The organism is Micromonospora sp. NPDC050980 (assembly GCF_040653835.1).
Classification (GTDB): Bacteria; Actinomycetota; Actinomycetes; order Mycobacteriales; family Micromonosporaceae; genus Micromonospora.
Genome location: NZ_JBFAGS010000004.1, coordinates 96,940 through 113,084, shown reverse-complemented (window position 1 = coordinate 113,084; position 16,145 = coordinate 96,940). Strand labels below are relative to the sequence as shown.

At 72.6% G+C, this 16,145-nt stretch carries 15 protein-coding genes; 7 read left to right on the top strand and 8 right to left on the bottom strand.

Going from position 1 to position 16,145, the window contains the following annotated elements:
• The first annotated feature begins 13 nt into the window (after positions 1–13).
• Positions 14–1,384 (top strand): cystathionine beta-synthase, encoded by a 1,371-nt coding sequence (locus AB0H28_RS08840; RefSeq protein WP_358036148.1) that lies wholly within the window; start codon positions 14–16, stop codon positions 1,382–1,384.
• A 19-nt stretch (positions 1,385–1,403) separates the two neighbouring features.
• Here AB0H28_RS08840 and AB0H28_RS08835 read toward each other — a convergent pair whose 3' ends face one another.
• The 7 genes from AB0H28_RS08835 to AB0H28_RS08805 all read right to left on the bottom strand — a co-directional run bounded on the left by AB0H28_RS08835 (position 1,404) and on the right by AB0H28_RS08805 (position 9,630).
• Positions 1,404–1,913, bottom strand: a complete 510-nt coding sequence (locus tag AB0H28_RS08835; protein WP_358036146.1) for a GNAT family N-acetyltransferase — start codon at positions 1,911–1,913, stop codon at positions 1,404–1,406.
• The gene (locus tag AB0H28_RS08830; RefSeq protein WP_358036144.1) at positions 1,910–2,839 is read right to left on the bottom strand and encodes a ribonuclease Z; all 930 of its coding nucleotides are present in this window, start codon (positions 2,837–2,839) and stop codon (positions 1,910–1,912) included. The genes AB0H28_RS08835 and AB0H28_RS08830 overlap by 4 nt, the downstream gene beginning before the upstream one ends.
• 626 nt (positions 2,840–3,465) lie before the next feature.
• Positions 3,466–4,650 carry an osmoprotectant NAGGN system M42 family peptidase gene (locus tag AB0H28_RS08825; RefSeq protein ID WP_358036142.1) on the bottom strand — a complete coding sequence of 395 codons (1,185 nt, stop codon included), beginning with the start codon at positions 4,648–4,650 and terminating at the stop codon, positions 3,466–3,468.
• Positions 4,647–6,485, bottom strand: coding sequence for an N-acetylglutaminylglutamine synthetase (gene ngg, locus AB0H28_RS08820; RefSeq protein WP_358036140.1), 1,839 nt, complete (start codon positions 6,483–6,485; stop codon positions 4,647–4,649). Before ngg ends, AB0H28_RS08825 begins: the two co-directional genes overlap by 4 nt.
• Positions 6,486–6,487: 2 nt before the next feature.
• Positions 6,488–8,278, bottom strand: coding sequence for an N-acetylglutaminylglutamine amidotransferase (locus AB0H28_RS08815; protein WP_358036138.1), 1,791 nt, complete (start codon positions 8,276–8,278; stop codon positions 6,488–6,490).
• Between the two features lie 199 nt (positions 8,279–8,477).
• Positions 8,478–9,140 (bottom strand): peptide-methionine (S)-S-oxide reductase MsrA, encoded by a 663-nt coding sequence (gene msrA / locus AB0H28_RS08810; protein WP_358036136.1) that lies wholly within the window; start codon positions 9,138–9,140, stop codon positions 8,478–8,480.
• A gap of 76 nt (positions 9,141–9,216) precedes the next feature.
• Complete coding sequence (locus AB0H28_RS08805) at positions 9,217–9,630, bottom strand: HIT family protein (RefSeq protein ID WP_358036134.1); 414 nt, start codon at positions 9,628–9,630, stop codon at positions 9,217–9,219.
• Between the two features lie 106 nt (positions 9,631–9,736).
• Here AB0H28_RS08805 and AB0H28_RS08800 point away from each other — a divergent pair, with 106 nt between their 5' ends.
• From AB0H28_RS08800 to ilvA, 6 genes are all read left to right on the top strand, one after another.
• Positions 9,737–10,201 (top strand): hypothetical protein, encoded by a 465-nt coding sequence (locus AB0H28_RS08800; protein ID WP_358036132.1) that lies wholly within the window; start codon positions 9,737–9,739, stop codon positions 10,199–10,201.
• Positions 10,202–10,342: 141 nt separating this feature from the next.
• A complete protein-coding gene (locus AB0H28_RS08795) occupies positions 10,343–10,558 on the top strand; it encodes a hypothetical protein (protein ID WP_358036131.1) in 216 nt (71 codons plus the stop codon).
• 67 nt (positions 10,559–10,625) lie between these two features.
• Positions 10,626–11,768: a cystathionine gamma-synthase gene (locus AB0H28_RS08790; protein ID WP_358036129.1), complete on the top strand. Its 1,143-nt coding sequence runs from the start codon at positions 10,626–10,628 to the stop codon at positions 11,766–11,768.
• Between the two features lie 17 nt (positions 11,769–11,785).
• Positions 11,786–13,198, top strand: a complete 1,413-nt coding sequence (locus AB0H28_RS08785) for an amidase family protein (protein WP_358036127.1) — start codon at positions 11,786–11,788, stop codon at positions 13,196–13,198.
• A 50-nt stretch (positions 13,199–13,248) separates the two neighbouring features.
• Positions 13,249–14,247, top strand: a complete 999-nt coding sequence (locus AB0H28_RS08780; RefSeq protein WP_358036125.1) for a DUF4328 domain-containing protein — start codon at positions 13,249–13,251, stop codon at positions 14,245–14,247.
• Positions 14,244–15,464 (top strand): threonine ammonia-lyase, encoded by a 1,221-nt coding sequence (ilvA, locus tag AB0H28_RS08775; RefSeq protein WP_358036123.1) that lies wholly within the window; start codon positions 14,244–14,246, stop codon positions 15,462–15,464. The genes AB0H28_RS08780 and ilvA overlap by 4 nt, the downstream gene beginning before the upstream one ends.
• Positions 15,465–15,527: 63 nt before the next feature.
• Here ilvA and greA read toward each other — a convergent pair whose 3' ends face one another.
• The gene (gene greA / locus AB0H28_RS08770; RefSeq protein ID WP_091060540.1) at positions 15,528–16,028 is read right to left on the bottom strand and encodes a transcription elongation factor GreA; all 501 of its coding nucleotides are present in this window, start codon (positions 16,026–16,028) and stop codon (positions 15,528–15,530) included.
• Positions 16,029–16,145 lie beyond the last annotated feature (117 nt).

Sequence of the window (16,145 nt, the reverse complement as noted above, 5' to 3'; positions counted from 1 at the left end):
AGGGCACAACGAGGTGCAGTACTACGACAACGTCGTCGAGTTGATCGGCAACACCCCGCTGGTCCGCCTGCGCAACGTGACCGAAGGCATCCAGGCGACGGTGCTGGCGAAGGTGGAATACGTCAACCCGGGCGGCTCCGTGAAGGACCGGATCGCGCTGCGCATGGTGGAGGACGCCGAGAAGGCGGGCATCCTCGGGCCGGGCGGCACGATCGTGGAGCCGACCAGCGGCAACACCGGCGTCGGCCTGGCCCTGGTGGCCCAGCTCAAGGGCTACCGCTGCGTCTTCGTCTGCCCGGACAAGGTCAGCCAGGACAAGCAGGACGTGCTGCGGGCGTACGGCGCCGAGGTGGTGGTCTGCCCGACCTCCGTCGCGCCGGAGGACCCGCGCTCGTACTACAACGTCTCCGACCGGCTGGCCCGCGAGATCCCCGGCGCGTGGAAGCCCGACCAGTACAGCAACCCGGCGAACCCGCGCTCGCACTACGAGACCACCGGCCCGGAGCTGTGGCGGCAGACCGCGGGCAAGATCACCCACTTCGTCGCCGGCGTCGGCACCGGCGGCACCATCTCCGGCATTGGCCGCTACCTCAAGGAGGCGTCCGAGGGCCGGGTCAAGGTCATCGGCGCGGACCCGGAGGGTTCGGTCTACTCCGGCGGCACCGGCCGCCCCTACCTGGTCGAGGGCGTCGGTGAGGACTTCTGGCCGGGGACGTACGACCGTTCGATCGCCGACGAGATCGTCGAGGTGTCGGACAAGCAGTCCTTCGAGATGACCCGCCGGTTGGCCCGCGAGGAGGGCCTGCTGGTCGGCGGCTCCTGCGGCATGGCCGTGGTGGGCGCGCTGGAGGTGGCCCGCAAGGCCGGGCCGGAGGACGTGGTAGTGGTGCTGCTGCCGGACGGCGGCCGGGGCTACCTGTCGAAGATCTTCAACGACAGGTGGATGGCCCGGTACGGCTTCCTGGACGACTCGGGCACCGAGCCGACCGTGGCCGACGCGCTGGCCGGCAAGCCGGGCGGCCTGCCCGAACTGGTGCACGTGCACCCGACCGAGACGGTCCGCGACGCCATCGACTACATGCGGGAATACGGCGTCTCCCAGCTTCCGGTGCTCAAGGCCGAGCCGCCGGTGGTGACCGGCGAGGTGGCCGGCTCGATCGCCGAGCGGGACCTGCTCGACGCGCTCTTCACCGGCCAGGCCCACCTGCACGACACGATCGAGCGGCACATGGGCGAGCCGCTGCCGATGATCGGCGGCGGGCAGCCGGTCCGCGAGGCGGTCGGGCTGCTGGAGAAGGCCGACGCGGCGCTGGTGCTGGTCGACGGCAAGCCGAAGGGCGTCCTGACCCGCCAGGACCTGCTCGCCCACCTCAACGCCCACTGAGGTGTAAGGGGGCCCCTCCTCACACCTCACGCGCGTAGCGGAGCTGGTGAACGAGGACGGGGCCGATGCGGTCGGTGCTGCGCAGGCCGGTGGCCTGCCAGCCGCCGCGCTCGTAGAAGCGGCGCGCGGGGGCGTTGTCGTGCAGCACCCAGAGCGCGGCCCGGCTCCAGCCACGGGCCCGCATCGCCTCCAGCGCGTCTGTCATCAGCGCCCGGCCGGTGCCCCGGCGTCGCTCGTCCGGCTCCAGATGGATGGCGCTGAGCAGGCCGGTCGCCGAGTCACCCGCGTCGTCCGGCCCCAGGTAGCTGAAGCCCACCAGCCGACCGCCGCGCTCGGCCACGGTCATCCGATGGTCGGCGGCCTCCCAGGTCAACCGCTCCACCCAGTAGCGGCCCATCGCCTCTTCGGTGGGCTCGGCCAGCGCCTCCGGCGGCAGGAACGACGAGTACGCCGCCACCCGGGACCGCTGGTGCAGGGCGCCGACCGCCATCAGGTCGGCGTCGGTCGCGGGGCGTAGGGAGACGGTCACTCCGGCGACGGTACCCGCCGGGCCGGCATCGGCACCGTCTGGAGGTCCTCGGCGATCACCAGTTCCCCGGCGAAGTGTTCCCGGGCCTCGTCGTGAAACCGGAGCGGGTCGGCGTACCGCTGGGAGAAGTGGGTGAGCACCAGCGTGCGTACCCCCGACTCGGCCGCCACCCGCGCCGCCTGGCCGGCGGTGAGGTGGCCGGCCTCGGCGGCGAGCGCGGCCTCCGACGCCAGGAACGTCGACTCGATGACCAGCAGGTCGGCGTGCTCGGCCAGCGCGTACACCCCGTCGCAGAGGCCGGTGTCCATCACGAACGCGAACCGCTGCCCGGGCCGCACGACGCTCACCTCGTCGCGGGTGACACGACGCCCGTCGAGGTCCAGGTGCCCCTCGCGGAGCAGCCGCCCCACCGCCGGCCCGGCGATGCGGTACGCGGACAGCCGCTCCGGCAGCAGCCGGCAGCCGTCCGGCTCGACCAGGCGGTAGCCGTACGTCTCGACGGGGTGGCGCAGCCGGCGGGCCTCCAGCGTGCCGATGCCCAGCGTGATCCGCTGCCCGTCGGCGTCGATCGGCTCGACGGTCAGCTCGGCGGTCTCGCGGAAGCTGGCCGCGTGGCGCAGCCGGGCGAAGTATTCGGCGCCGCCGGCGGGGAAGTGCACCGCCACCGGGCGCGGCACCCGGTCGAGGGAGAGCCGCTGGATCATGCCGGGCAGCCCGAGGCAGTGGTCGCCGTGGAAGTGGGTGACGCAGATCCGGGTCAGGTCGGTGGCGGTGACACCGGTGTGCAGCATCTGGCGCTGGCTGCCCTCGCCGGGGTCGAAGAGGATCACCTCGTCGTCCCAGCGCAGCAGGTAGCCGTTGTGGTTGCGCCGGCGGGTCGGGGCCTGGCTGGCCGTCCCCAGCACCACCAGCTCACGCATGGACAAGGTTTTCTCCCGCCCGACATGAAGCGACCCCCGGGGCTTCCGCGCTCGCGCGCGGGCCGGCTGGACTGGGCCGGCACCCCGGGGGTCGGGTGGCTGTCGTGGTTTCGCCGCACCGCTGCCACACGGTCTCGACGATCGTTCTTCACTGTCGAGGACAGCGGCTAGCGGACAGCCACCTCACGAGTCCGATTGCTATACAAGTCTGGACCACCTCCTTTCCCGTGTACCGCCACGCTATCCACTTCCCGGCGGCCTCGGCAACGGATTTCGATCACAGGGTTGGGAAGCCCGTGACCGCGCCCCGGTCCGCACGGGGGTTCGCGCCGCCTTTCGAGCTGAGAGCACGAACGACTCACGGCCGGGTCCGGCTCATGGCCGGACCCGACTTGCGACCGGACCCCGGCTCGGGTCCGGCCCTCGGCCCGCCGGGCATCTGCCGCCCGCCGGCGACGGCGCGTGAGTCGATTCCGACATCAGCTCGACAGGCCCGCGAACCGGCTCTGCGTCGGCGCCCCCGATGATGCGCGGCATCAAGGCGATCGCGCGTCGTCGAACGCGAGCCGCGCACGGCGCGCCCAGGACCGGCCGGCCCCCGGGCAGCGGGCAGCGGGCCGGCCGGGTGACGCTCAGCCCAGGCCGATCGGTCCCTCGCGGGGGCCGTCGGTGTGCGCGGGCTGCACCGCCAGCGACGGGAAGTCGGCCAGGTCGCCCTCCGGCTCGGCGTCCCACTCGGGAAAGACCAGCGGGCTCTGAAGGTAGAGGCAGAGCAGCTGGGTGAGCTGGTGCAGGCCGTCCAGGTGGGTGCGCTCGTGGCCGTGGGTGGCGTCCACGCCGAAGCCGAGCAGCGCCACCCGGGCGTGCGCCCCGGCCTCGACCGCCGACGCCGCGTCCGAGCGGTAGTAGTCGAACACGTCCCGGACCAGGTCGACGCCGTGCTCCTTAGCGATCGAGGCCAGGTTGCGGGTCAGGTGGTAGTCGAACGGCCCGACGCCGTCGCCCATGGCCAGCGTGGCCGCGTTCTCCCGGGACTGCTGGCCGGGCGCGACCACCGCCGCGTCCACCGAGACGATCTCCGCCACGTCCGGGTCCAGCCCGTGGCTGGCGCCGTGGCCGATCTCCTCGGTGACGGTGACCAGCAGGTGCGCGGTGACCGCCGGGGTGACACCGGCGTCGACCATGGCCTTGAACGCGGTCAGCACCGCGGCGACGCCGGCCTTGTCGTCCAGGTGCCGGGACTTGACGTAGCCGCTGGACGTGATGGACGGGTTCGGCAGCAGCGCGACGAAGTCGCCGGCGTCGATGCCGAGCGCCCGCAGGCCGGCCTCGTCCTGCACCGGCTCGTCGACCCGGACCTCGACCAGCTCCCAGCCGACGCCCTGCAGGTCGACCGCCTCGTTGTAGCGGTGTCCGCTCGCCTTCAGCGGCAGTATCTGGCCGGTGACCACCCGGTCCAGGTCGTCGGTGAAAATCCGCACGTGGGCGCCCTCGACGAAGCGGGCGCTGTGCGTGCCGATCGGGTTGATCTCCAGCCGGCCGTTCTCCTTGAGCCGCTTCACCAGGCCGCCGATGGTGTCGGTGTGCACCACGACGGCCCGGTCCGCCCCGGTCGACCGGGGTCCGGGCAGGCAGGCGCTCAGCGCCCCGCGCCGGGTCAGCGTGGAGCTGATCCCGAGCGCGGAGAGCCGTTCGCCCACGTACTGCTGGATGTGGTCGGTACGCCCGGACGGGCTGGGGATCTCCAGCAGTTCCACCAGCACCTGGCGCAGGTATTCGAGGTCGAGCTTGAGCGGTTCGGGTTTGCGTGCGGTCATGCCCCAGAGCCTGCCGCACCGGCCGGCGACCAGAGTCGCTGCGGTGCCCGCGTGCCCGGGAAGAGGAGATCGACGAACCGTTCGGCGGTCGGTTGCGGCTCGTGGTTGGCCAACCCCGGCCGTTCGTTGGCCTCGATGAACACGTGCTCCGGCGCGTCCGGGGCGGGCACCAGCAGGTCCAGCCCGGTGACCGGGATGTCCAGCGCCCGGCTGGCCGTCACACACGCCTCGGCGATCGCCGGGTGCAGCTCGGCGGTCACGTCGTGGATGGTGCCACCGGTGTGCAGGTTGGCCGTCCGCCGGACCGCCAGCACCTGCCCCTCCGGGAGCACGTCGTGCATCTGGAAGCCGGCCTCTGCCACCACCTCGCGGGTCATGGCGTCGATCGGGATCCGGGACTCGCCGCCGGTGGCGGCGGCGCGGCGGCGGCTCTGCCGCCCGATCAGCTCGGTGACGTCGTGTACCCCGTCACCGGTGATCTGTGCCGGCCGGCGGACCGCGGCGGCCACCACCTCGTGGTCGATCACCACGACCCGCAGGTCCTCGCCCGCGCGCAACTCCTCGATCAGCACGTCCGGGCAGAACCGGCGGGCCAGCTCGACGGCGGCCGTCAACGCCTCCGGCGTCCGCACGCCCACGGTGATGCCGTTGCCCTGCTCGCCCCGCGCCGGCTTGACCACCACCGGGCCCACGTCGGTCAGGAACGCCAGGTCGTCGGGTTCGCCGGTGGCGGTGCGCCCGCGCGGCACGGACAGCCCCGCCTCGGTGAGGATGCGTCGGGTGACCCGCTTGTCGTCGCAGCGGCTCATCGCCACGGCCGAGGTCAGCTCGGACAGCGACTCGCGGGTGTGGATGGTCCGGCCGCCGCTGCTCAGCCTCAGCTCACCCCAGTGCGGGTCGGTGACCTCCACCCGGATGCCGCGCCGCATCGCCTCGTCCGCGACGATCTTCGCGTACGGGTTCAGCTCGTCGTACCCGTCGGGCATGGCGGGCAGGAAGAGCCGCTCGTTGATCGGGTTCTTCCGCTTGACGCAGAGCGTGCCGGTGCGGTGGAAGCCGAGCCGCTCGTAGAGCCGGATCGCGCCCGAGTTCTCAGCCAGCACGGACAGGTCGACGTACGCCCGGCCGCGGGAGTCGAGCCGGTCGGCGAGCGCGGTGAGCAGAGCCTGGCCCGTGCCGGGCGGGGCGGTGTTGAAGTCCACCGTGAGGCACCAGAGGCTGGCGCCGTTCTCCGGGTCGTCGAAGACCGCGACGTGGTCCACGCCGGTGATGGTGCCCACCACCTCGCCGGTCGCGTCCTCGGCGAGCAGGTGCAGGAACCGCTCGGTGCCGGCGTTGTCCACCAGCACCTCGACCGGGGCGGTGACCATGCCGTTGCGGGCGTAGATCCGGTTCACCGCGTCCGCGTCGTCGGCGTCGCGCAGCGCCCGGATGGTCAGCCCGGGAACCTCACCGCCCTCGGTGGCGGCCGGCCGCCGCTCACCCAGCGGCAGCCGGTAGGTCAGCGACGGGTCGATGAACAGCTCGTCCGGCAGCCGGGAGACCAGCACGTGCGGGTCGCGCAGGTAGATGCAGATGTCCCGGGCGCCGTTCGCCTCGGAGCGCAGCACGTCGGCCACGTGCACCTGGTCGGCGAAGGTCTGGCCGAAGACCAGCCGGCCCCAGCCGCAGTCCAGCACGACGCCCGAGGCGTCGGCGGGCTCGGGGTCCGGGCGGCGCGGCTCCGGGGCGCCCGGCGCGATCGGGTCGCCGCCCGGGCCGGTGCGTTCCCGGCGCCGTCCCAGCACCCGTTCCCGGTCGGTGCGGGCCGTGCCGGTGGCGAGGGTGTCGGTCACGGTCAGTCGATTCCGTGGCTCTGGAGCCACATTTCCAGGAGTCCCAGTTGCCACAGCTTGTTTCCGTTCAACGGGGTCAGTTCGGCGTTCGGGTCGGCGAGCAGCGCGTCGACGTAGTCGCCGCGGAACAGGTCGCGGCGGCGCGCCTCCGGGGCGCTGAGCGCGTCGCGTACCCGGTCGAGGAGCTTGCCCTCCAGGTGGGTGAGGCCGGGCACCGGGAAGTAGCCCTTGGGCCGGTCGATGACCTCGTGCGGCAGCACCCGGCGGCCGATCTCCTTGAGCACGCCCTTGCCGCCCTGGGCCAGCTTGAGCTCGGGCGGGCAGCTCGCGGCCAGCTCGACGAACTCGTGGTCGAGGAACGGCACCCGAGCCTCCAGGCCGTGCGCCATGGTCATGTTGTCGACCCGCTTCACCGGGTCGTCGGTGAGCATGACCTGGGTGTCGATCCGCAGGCCGGCGTCGACAGCGGTCTGCGCGCCCGGTCGGCCCAGGTGCGCGGCCACGAACTCGCGCGCCGGGTCGCCGTCGGCCAGCCAGTCGGGGTTGAGCACCCGGGCCAGGCCGGCCGCGTCGCGGTCGAAGAACGCCTTGGCGTACGTCTGGAGCGCCTGCTCCCGGTCCACGCCGGCCAGCGGCGGGTACCAGTGGTAGCCGCCCAGGATCTCGTCCGCGCCCTGGCCGGACTGGACCACCTTCACGTGCCGGGCGACCTCCTGGCTGAGCAGCCAGAACGCCACGCAGTCGTGGCTGACCATCGGCTCGCTCATGGCGGCGACGGCGGCCTCCAGCGGCGGCAGCAGGTCGCCGGTGGGCACCCGGATCTGGTGGTGGTCCGTGCCGAACGTCTTCGCCACCAGGTCGGAGTAGACGAACTCGTCGCCCTCCCGGCCGCCCACCGCGTCGAAGCCGATGGAGAACGTGCCCAGGCCGGAGCGGCCCTGCCCCTCGCCGGCCAGCAGCGCGACCACTAGGCTGGAGTCGAGGCCGCCGGAGAGCAGCACGCCCACCGGCACGTCGGCCACCATCCGGCGGCGCACCGCGGTGGTCAGCGAGTCGAGCAGCGCGTCCTGCCAGTCCCGCTCGGACCAGCCGGCCCGCTCGTCGGCGCGGCCGAACGTCGGGTCCCAGTAGACCCGCTCGCGGCTGGTGCCGTCCGCCTCGTACACCCGGACCGTGGCGGGCGGCAGCTTGGCGACGCCGCGCAGGATGGTCCGCGGCGGCGGCACGATGCTGTGGAAGCTCAGATAGTGGGCGAGCGCCACCCGGTCGATGGTGGTGTCCACGCCACCGCCGGCCAGCAGCGCCGGCAGGGTGGAGGCGAAGCGCACCACGCCGGGGCTCTCGGCCAGATAGAGCGGCTTGATGCCGAGGCGGTCCCGGGCCAGCACCAGGCGGCCGGTGTCCCGCTCGCTGATCGCCACGGCGAACATGCCGATCAGGTGGTCGACGAAGTCGAGGCCCCACTCGGCGTACGCCTTGACCACGACCTCGCTGTCGCCGGAGGAGAAGAAGCGGTGGCCCTTGGCCTGCAACTCGGCGCGCAGCTCGCGGTAGTTGTAGATGCAGCCGTTGAAGACCCCGGTGAGGCCGGTGGCGGCATCGACGATCGGTTGGCCGCTCGCGGCCGACAAGTCGATGATCTTGAGGCGCCGGTGTCCCAGCGCGGTCGGGCCCTGCGACCACACGCCGCTGTCGTCGGGCCCTCGGTCACTCATCGTGGCCGCCATCCGCTCCACGGCCGAGACATCGGCCCGTGAACCGTCACGGCGGAACTCTCCCGCAAGTCCGCACATACGAGCCAATGCTGCCAGAGCTTGTTGCAGTTCGCCTGTTGAGACGATGACGAACGTGTGACAGCTTGCTACAGTGCCCCGTCACCGAGGGTGGTCGCCCGTCACGCCTCCGGTTCCTGCCTGACGGTGCCCGGATGCCGGAAACGCGCCGGGCCCGCGGTGTGACGAACACCGCAGGCCCGGTAGTCGCACCCGGAGGTCAGCCGGCCGTCCGGGCCACCCCGACCGGGCAGCTCAGCCCGTTCGGGCCGTGGTTGCAGTAGCCGTTCGGGTTCCTCGTCGGGGCCAGGTACTGCTGGTGGTAGTCCTCGGCGAAGTAGTAGTCGCCCAGCGGGGCGATCTGCGTGGTGATCTCGCCCTTGCCGGCCCGCGCCACGATCGGCGCGAACGCCTCCCGGGACGCCTCGGCGGCGGCGCGCTGCTCGTCGGTGGTGGTGTAGATCGCCGAGCGGTACTGGGTGCCCACGTCGTTGCCCTGGCGCATGCCCTGGGTCGGGTCGTGGTTCTCCCAGAAGACCTTGAGCAGGTCCTCGTAGGCGATCTTCGACGGGTCGTAGACCACCTGGACCACCTCGGCGTGCCCGGTCATGCCGGAGCAGACCTCCTCGTACGTCGGGTTGGTGGTGAAACCGCCCGCGTAACCGGCCGACGTGGTGATCACGCCGGGGAGGGTCCAGAACAGGCGCTCGGCGCCCCAGAAGCAGCCCATGCCGAAGACGGCGACCTGCGCGCCCTCGGGGAAGGGGCCCTTCAGCGTCGACGGCAGCACCTCGTGCCGGTCAGCGACCGGCATGGCGAGCGGGCGGCCCGGCAGGGCCTGGTCAGGAGAGATCATCTCGGCCTTCATGCGGCGGAGGAACACGGTGGGACTCCTCTCGTGGCTTTCCCAGCGTGTGCAACAGCGCCGGTCCCCGGTTCCTTACCCGCCCGTCCCGCGCTCAGGCCAGCGCGGCCGAGATCCGTTGCGCGTAGTCGGTGGCCTCGGCGTCGTCGGCGTAGCGGGTGCGGGGCCAGAAGAAGCCGCGCAGCCCGTCGCCCTTGGTCCGGGGCACCACGTGGGTGTGCAGGTGCGGGACGGACTGGGACACCGTGTTGTTCATCGCCACGAACGTCCCACCGGCCCCCAGACCGGACTGCACGGCCACCGCGATCCGCTGAACCAGCCGGAAGTAGCCGGGCAGCGCGTCGGCGGGCAGGGCGGCAAGCGTCTCCACGTGCGACCGGGGCACCACCAGCACGTGGCCCTTGAACACCGGCCGGGTGTCGAGGAACGCCACCCCGTCCGGCTCGTCGGTCACCGTGAAGGAAGGCACACCGTTGGCGATGATGCCGCAGAACACGCACCCGCTCATCCACTCAGGTTAGGCCCGGACGACCGAGGCGCATCGGGTAGGTGTTGATCGGCTCGGCAAGTCGGGCCGACTTGCAGTTACTTCTGAGAAAGTTCAGAATTACGTGATGACTGCTACCAGGGAAGTCCAGTGGAGCGAGCTGCAACGTGACCCCAAGAGCGTCGCGGCGCTGGCCGATTCCGGTGACGTCAGGGTGCGCCGACGGGACGGGGCAGCCCTCCTCCTGACCAGGGAGGACCGGGCTGTGGCAGGCGGGGAGGGCGCGATGGCTGCGGCACGGGCGCTGCGAAACGCCCTTGCGCATCTGCCGGTCGACGTGGCGATCGAGGTGCTCGCGGAAGAGTTTCCGTGGATCCGCCTTCTTCCTGAGAGCGACCTGCCGCAGTTCGTCGACGACTTCGTGACCGGGGCGCGGATCTCGGCCGACCTGGGCCACTGGTCCCTGCTGGCCCAGACGATTCGGGAGTGGCGAGCTACCGCAGCCGTCTACGCGGATCCGTCCCTCGTCCGTGAGCTGACCGAGCCGGTGTCGGACGATCACGGGCCGGTGCTCGGCCCGACGGAGGCGTGACCGATGGCCGCCAAGCGAGGCGACCGAGTCGCGCCACCGGCGCGTCCGGGAGGCTGGGAGGCGCGTTTCGCCTCCTCGGAGGCAGCCAAGGGCTGGGATCACCTTTGTCAATCGGCTCGGTCCAACACCTGGGAGGCATGGGTGATGCTTACCGAGCGGCCTACTCAGCCGGAGAACCCTGCCCGGCAGCACCGCCTGCGAGGCAGCCTGGCCAGTCGCCAGGTCGGCGGACAGTTGCTTCAGCAGTGGCAGTACGAGGTCACGGCGGGTGGGCGAATCTGGTACTGCCCCGATCCGGACAAGCGCATCGTGTGGATCGTGTCGGCGGGGACAGGGCATCCCAAACTGACCGAGTAGGCCGACAGCCCGTCCATCTCCTCGGGCTGCCCGCACCCCGACAGGCCGGCCGACTAACGTCTGCGGCATGAGTCACGGCTTCGAGACGCTCGCCATCCACGCCGGCCAGGACCCCGAGGCCCGCACCGGCGCGGTGATCCCCCCGATCTACCAGACCAGCACCTACGCGCAGGACGCCGTCGGCGCGCCGCGCGAGGGCTACGAGTACAGCCGCTCCGGCAACCCCACCCGGGACGCCCTGCAGGAGTGCCTGGCCGCGCTGGAGGGCGGCCCGGTGGGGCTCGCCTTCGCCAGCGGTCTCGCCGCCGAGGACACGCTGCTGCGGACCGTCTGCAAGCCGGGCGACCACGTGGTGATCCCGGACGACGCGTACGGCGGCACCTACCGGTTGTTCGCGAAGGTGGCCGAGCGCTGGGGCCTCGACTACACCCCGGCGAAGGTCTCCGACCCGGACGCGGTCCGCGCCGCGATCCGGCCCGGCACCACCCGGATCGTGTGGGTGGAGACGCCGACGAACCCGCTGCTCGGCATCGCCGACATCGCCGCGCTGGCCGCCGTGGCGCACGACGCCGGCGCGCTGCTGGTGGTCGACAACACGTTCGCCTCGCCCTACCTGCAACAGCCGATCGCGTTCGGCGCGGACGTGGTGGTGCACTCCACCACCAAGTACGTCGGCGGACACTCCGACGTGGTCGGCGGCGCGCTGGTCGCCGCCGATCGCACGCTCGGTGAGGAGCTGCGCTACCACCAGAACGCGATGGGCGCGGTGAACGGCCCGTTCGACGCCTGGCTCACCCTGCGCGGTCTCAAGACCCTCGGAGTACGGATGGACCGGCACTGCGACAACGCCGAGCGGATCGCCGCCTATCTGGACGGCAACGCGAAGGTCGCCCAGGTCATCTACCCGGGCCTGCCCGCGCACCCCGGGCACGAGGTGGCGGCCAAGCAGATGCGCCGCTTCGGCGGCATGATCTCGTTCCGCGCGGCGGGCGGCGAGGAACACGCCGTCGAGATCTGCAACCGGGCCCGGCTGTTCGTGCTCGCCGAGTCGCTCGGCGGCGTCGAGTCCCTGATCGAGCACCCGGGACGGATGACACATGCGAGCGCCGCCGGCTCGCCGCTTGAAGTTCCCGGTGATCTCGTGCGACTGTCTGTCGGCATCGAGACGGTCGACGACCTGCTCGCCGATCTGGAGCAGGCCCTGGGCTGACCGCTGGACGACGGAGGGTGGCAGTGCCGGACATCTTGCCGACGACCTGGGTCGGGGCGACCGCCAAACAGATCGCCCGCGCGGTACGCCGCGGCGACGTCTCCGCGACCCAGGTGGTGGCCGACCACCTCGACCACGTGTCCCGGGTCGACGCCGAGCTGGCCGCGTTCCGCACGGTACGTGGCGGCGAGGCGATCACCGAGGCCGAGAAGGTCGACGAGCAGGAGGAACTGGCCGACCTGCCGCTGGCCGGGGTGCCGGTGGCGGTCAAGGAGAACACGCCGGTGGCCGGCCTGCCCACCTGGAACGGGTCGGCCGCGATGCGTACCGGTGTGGCGGAGGCCGACCACGAGGTGGTCCGCCGGCTGCGCGGCGCGGGCGCGGTGATCCTCGGCGTGACCCGGATGCCGGAGCTGGGCCTGTGGGCGCTCACCGACGACGACACCGCGGTGACCCGTAACCCGTGGGACCCGACGCGTACCCCCGGCGGCTCCTCCGGCGGCGCCGCCGCCGCGGTGGCCGCCGGGATGGTGCCGATGGCCCACGGCAACGACGGCCTCGGTTCGATCCGCATCCCGGCGGCCTGCTGCGGCCTGGTCGGGCTCAAGCCCGGCCGCGGCGTGGTGCCCTGCCAACTCGGCGCGGACGACTGGTTCGGCCTCACCGAGCACGGCATGTTGACCGGCACGGTGGCCGACGCGGTGGTCGGCTTCTCGGTGCTGGCCGGGCGCCGGCCGGACAAGCTGGTCCCACCGTCCCGGCTGCGGGTGGGCGTGTCGCTGCGCTCCCCGGTGCGCGGCATCTCCCCGGACGCGGCGAACCGTGACGCGGTCGCCGCCGCCGGCCGGCTGCTCGCCGCCGCCGGGCACGACACCGTCGGAGCCGACCCGGTCTATCCGACCCGGCTCGGCCTGCAGGGCATCGCCACCTGGTTCGCGGCCGCCGCCACCGAGGTGCGCGCCGCCGGCGTGGCGCCGCGCCGGCTCCAGCGGCGCAGCCGCCGGCACGCCGCACTCGGCGAGTGGGCGCAGCGCCGCGGGTACGTCCGGGAGGCCGACCGGACCGCCTGGCGGGAGCGGTCGGTGCACTTCTTCGACGAGCGCTCGATCGACCTGCTGCTCACCCCGGCGCTGGCCGGGACGCCGCCGGAGGCCGCCGGTTGGTCCGGCCGGTCCTGGTTGGCGAACATGCGGACGAACATCCGGTACGCCCCCTACGCCGCACCGTGGAACATCGCCGGCCTGCCGTCGATAGTCGTGCCGGTGGGTCGCCGCCCGGACGGACTGCCGGTCGCTGTGCAGTTCGTCGGCCCGCCCGGCTCCGAGCTGCTGCTGCTCGGGGTGGCCGGCCAGTTCGAGATGCAGGCGCCGTGGAACCGGCACGCTCCCGGCTATCCCCGGGTCGGAACGGGATCACCCGGCACCGCATGATCGGCTAAATTGTGCGCACCCCCTTCGTGCGCACCCTCGGACGGTCCCCGATGCACTGCCAGACCTGTGGCGACGCCACCTCTGCCGCCTTCGACGAGTGCCAGCGTTGCGGCACCCGCAACGGTCAGCCCCCGGTGCTGCCCGGCGTGCCCACGTACGCCGTCCGGGGCCTGGGGCTGGCCGCCAGCGTCGCGGTCGGCGCGACCGCCGTGCTGTTCACGCTCTCCGCGCTCTTCCCGCTGGTCGGCGTCCGTCTGGCCCGGTCCGCCGCCGAGCAGCTCGACCGGGACGTGCTGCTCGGCGCGGTGCTGGCCGAGGTCCTGTTCACCCTGCCGTTCGTGGTGGCGCTCCTGGTGGCCGCGACGCTCGTGGTGATCTGGACCTGGCGGGTGCGGCGGAACCTGGACGCGTTCGGCGGCGTCGCGCCGGCCCAGAGCAGCGCCTGGGCGATCGCCGGTTGGCTGGTGCCGTTCGCCAACTTCGTCGTGCCGGCCCGGGTGGTGGCCGAGGTGGCCCGGCTCAGCCTGTGGCGCCGTCGTACGCCGTGGCTCGTCGTGCTCTGGTGGTCGGCCTGGCTGGTCTTCTCGATCGGGGAGCGGGTGGTCGCGCAGATGGAGCAGGGGCGGTACGAGCGGCTGACCGAGTGGCCGCGCAACGACGAGGAGTTCGGCACCTACGTCGACTTCTACGCCGGGGCGTTGGCGCCGCGGCTGGTGCCGGCGGTGGCCTGCCTGGTCGCCGGGGTGTCGTTCGTCGTGCTGGTCCGCCGGATCTCCGCCGCCCAGCAGGACCGCATCGCCCGGGCCGCGCCCGCGTGGCCTGCCCACCCCGGCTGGCCCGCCGCCCACCCCGGCTGGCCGACGCAGTCCGGTTGGCCCGCGCCCGGTGCCCCCGTGTCCGCCGTTCCCGTGTCCGCCGTTCCCGCGTCCGCCGTTCCCGTGTCCGGGGCCGCCGGTCCCGCGCCGGGGTCCGGCGGGGATGGGACCGGAGGGCCGGCGGCGACGTCGGCGCAGCTCCCGCCGGGGGCGGGTGGCACGATCGGGGCATGACGGAGATGGTCGGCCTCGCCGACGTACAAGCCGCGCGGGAACTGCTCGCCGGCGTCACCCGCACCACCCCGCTGGAGCCCTCCCGTCCGCTCAGCGCCGCGCTCGGCGGGCCGGTCTGGCTCAAGTGCGAGAACGTGCAGCGCGCCGGGTCCTACAAGGTGCGCGGCGCGTACGTGCGGATCTCCCGGCTCTCCGCCGAGGAGCGGGCCCGCGGCGTGGTCGCGGCGAGCGCCGGCAACCACGCCCAGGGGGTGGCGCTCGCCGCCGGCCTGGTCGGCGCGCGCGCCACGGTCTTCATGCCGGTGAACGCGCCGCTGCCGAAGGTCGCCGCGACCAAGGGGTACGGCGCCCGGATCGAACTGGTCGGCAACACCGTGGACGAGTCGCTGATCGCGGCGCAGACCTTCGCGGAGCGCACCGGCGCGGTGTTCATCCACCCGTTCGACCACCCGGACGTCATCGCCGGTCAGGGCACGGTGGCGCTGGAGATCCTCGAACAGTGCCCGGACGTGCGCACCATCGTGACCGGAGTCGGTGGTGGCGGCCTCGTCTCCGGAATGGCGGTGGCGGCCAAGGCGCTGAACCCCGACGTCCGGGTGATCGGGGTGCAGGCGGCGAGCGCCGCCGCCTTTCCGCCCTCGCTGCGGGCCGGTGAGCCGGTCCGGCTGCCCTCCTTCGCCACGATCGCCGACGGCATCGCCGTCGGCCGTCCCGGCGAGCTGACGTTCACCCACGTCCGCAAACTGGTCGACGACGTGGTCACGGTGTCCGAGGAGGACATCTCCCGGGCGTTGCTGATGCTGCTGGAGCGCGGCAAGCAGGTGGTGGAGCCGGCCGGCGCGGTCGGCGTGGCGGCGCTGATGGCGGGCGTCGTGGAGGTGACCACGCCGGCGGTGGCGGTGCTCTCCGGCGGCAACATCGATCCGCTGCTGATGCTCCGGGTGATCGAGCACGGCCTGGCGGCGGCCGGGCGGTTCCTGCGCGTCACGGTGCGCTGCACCGACCGGCCCGGCCAGCTCGCCTCGCTGCTCGGCGAGATCGCCGAGCACCGGGCCAACGTGGTCGACGTGGCGCACCAGCGTGCCAACCCGCACCTGCGGCTCGGTGAGGTCGAGGTGGAACTCTCGGTCGAGACCCGCGGGGTGGAGCACTCGGACACCCTGATCAGCGCGTTGCGCGCCAGCGGCTACCAGGTGGTCTTCGCCGGCGAGGGGTGAGACCGCCCCGGGGCCGCGAACGCCCCGGGCGGATGATCCGGCCGGGGCGTTCCGGGGCGCGGGTCAGCCGGAGTACGGCTCGAACGAGACCACCGTCACCTTGATGTCGGCGCCGCTCGGGGCGGTGTAGGTGCAGGTCTGGCCCGACTTGCCGCCGAGGATCGCCTTGCCGAGCGCGGATTCGGGGCTGTAGACGGTGAGGTCGGTGGTGGAGGCGATCTCCCGCGAGCCGAGCAGGAACGTCTCGGTGTCGTCGGCGTCGTCGTCGAAGTAGATCGTGACGACCATGCCGGGCGACACCGCGTCGGCATCCGGCGCCTCACCGACCTTGGCGGTGCGCAGCAGCTCCTTGAGGTAGAGGATGCGCCCCTCGGCCTTGCCCTGCTCCTCGCGGGCGGCGTGGTAGCCACCGTTCTCCCGCAGGTCGCCCTCCTCGCGCCGGGCGTTGATCTCGGCGGCGATGACCGGCCGATTGGCGATCAGCTCGTCGAGCTCGGCCTGGAGGCGGTCGTGAGCGTCCTGGGACAGCCAGGTGGCGGGCGCCTCGTTTCCGTTTGTGGACACAGGCGATCTCCTCGGTTGGTGCGGACTGGCTGACAGGTGAAACCACCAAGTTACCAGTGCCGCACCCGTCGAGGTGTGGTCGATCGCCCGGGGTGCCGGCTCCGGGACCCCGGTGTC

Coding starts and splice junctions, on each gene's coding strand:
- AB0H28_RS08825 (WP_358036142.1), bottom strand. CDS start 4,650: ATGACCGCACGCAAACCCGAACCGCTCAAGCTCGACCTCGAATACCTG.
- AB0H28_RS08815 (WP_358036138.1), bottom strand. CDS start 8,278: ATGTGCGGACTTGCGGGAGAGTTCCGCCGTGACGGTTCACGGGCCGAT.
- AB0H28_RS08805 (WP_358036134.1), bottom strand. CDS start 9,630: ATGAGCGGGTGCGTGTTCTGCGGCATCATCGCCAACGGTGTGCCTTCC.
- AB0H28_RS08800 (WP_358036132.1), top strand. CDS start 9,737: ATGACTGCTACCAGGGAAGTCCAGTGGAGCGAGCTGCAACGTGACCCC.
- AB0H28_RS08790 (WP_358036129.1), top strand. CDS start 10,626: ATGAGTCACGGCTTCGAGACGCTCGCCATCCACGCCGGCCAGGACCCC.
- AB0H28_RS08780 (WP_358036125.1), top strand. CDS start 13,249: ATGCACTGCCAGACCTGTGGCGACGCCACCTCTGCCGCCTTCGACGAG.
- ilvA (WP_358036123.1), top strand. CDS start 14,244: ATGACGGAGATGGTCGGCCTCGCCGACGTACAAGCCGCGCGGGAACTG.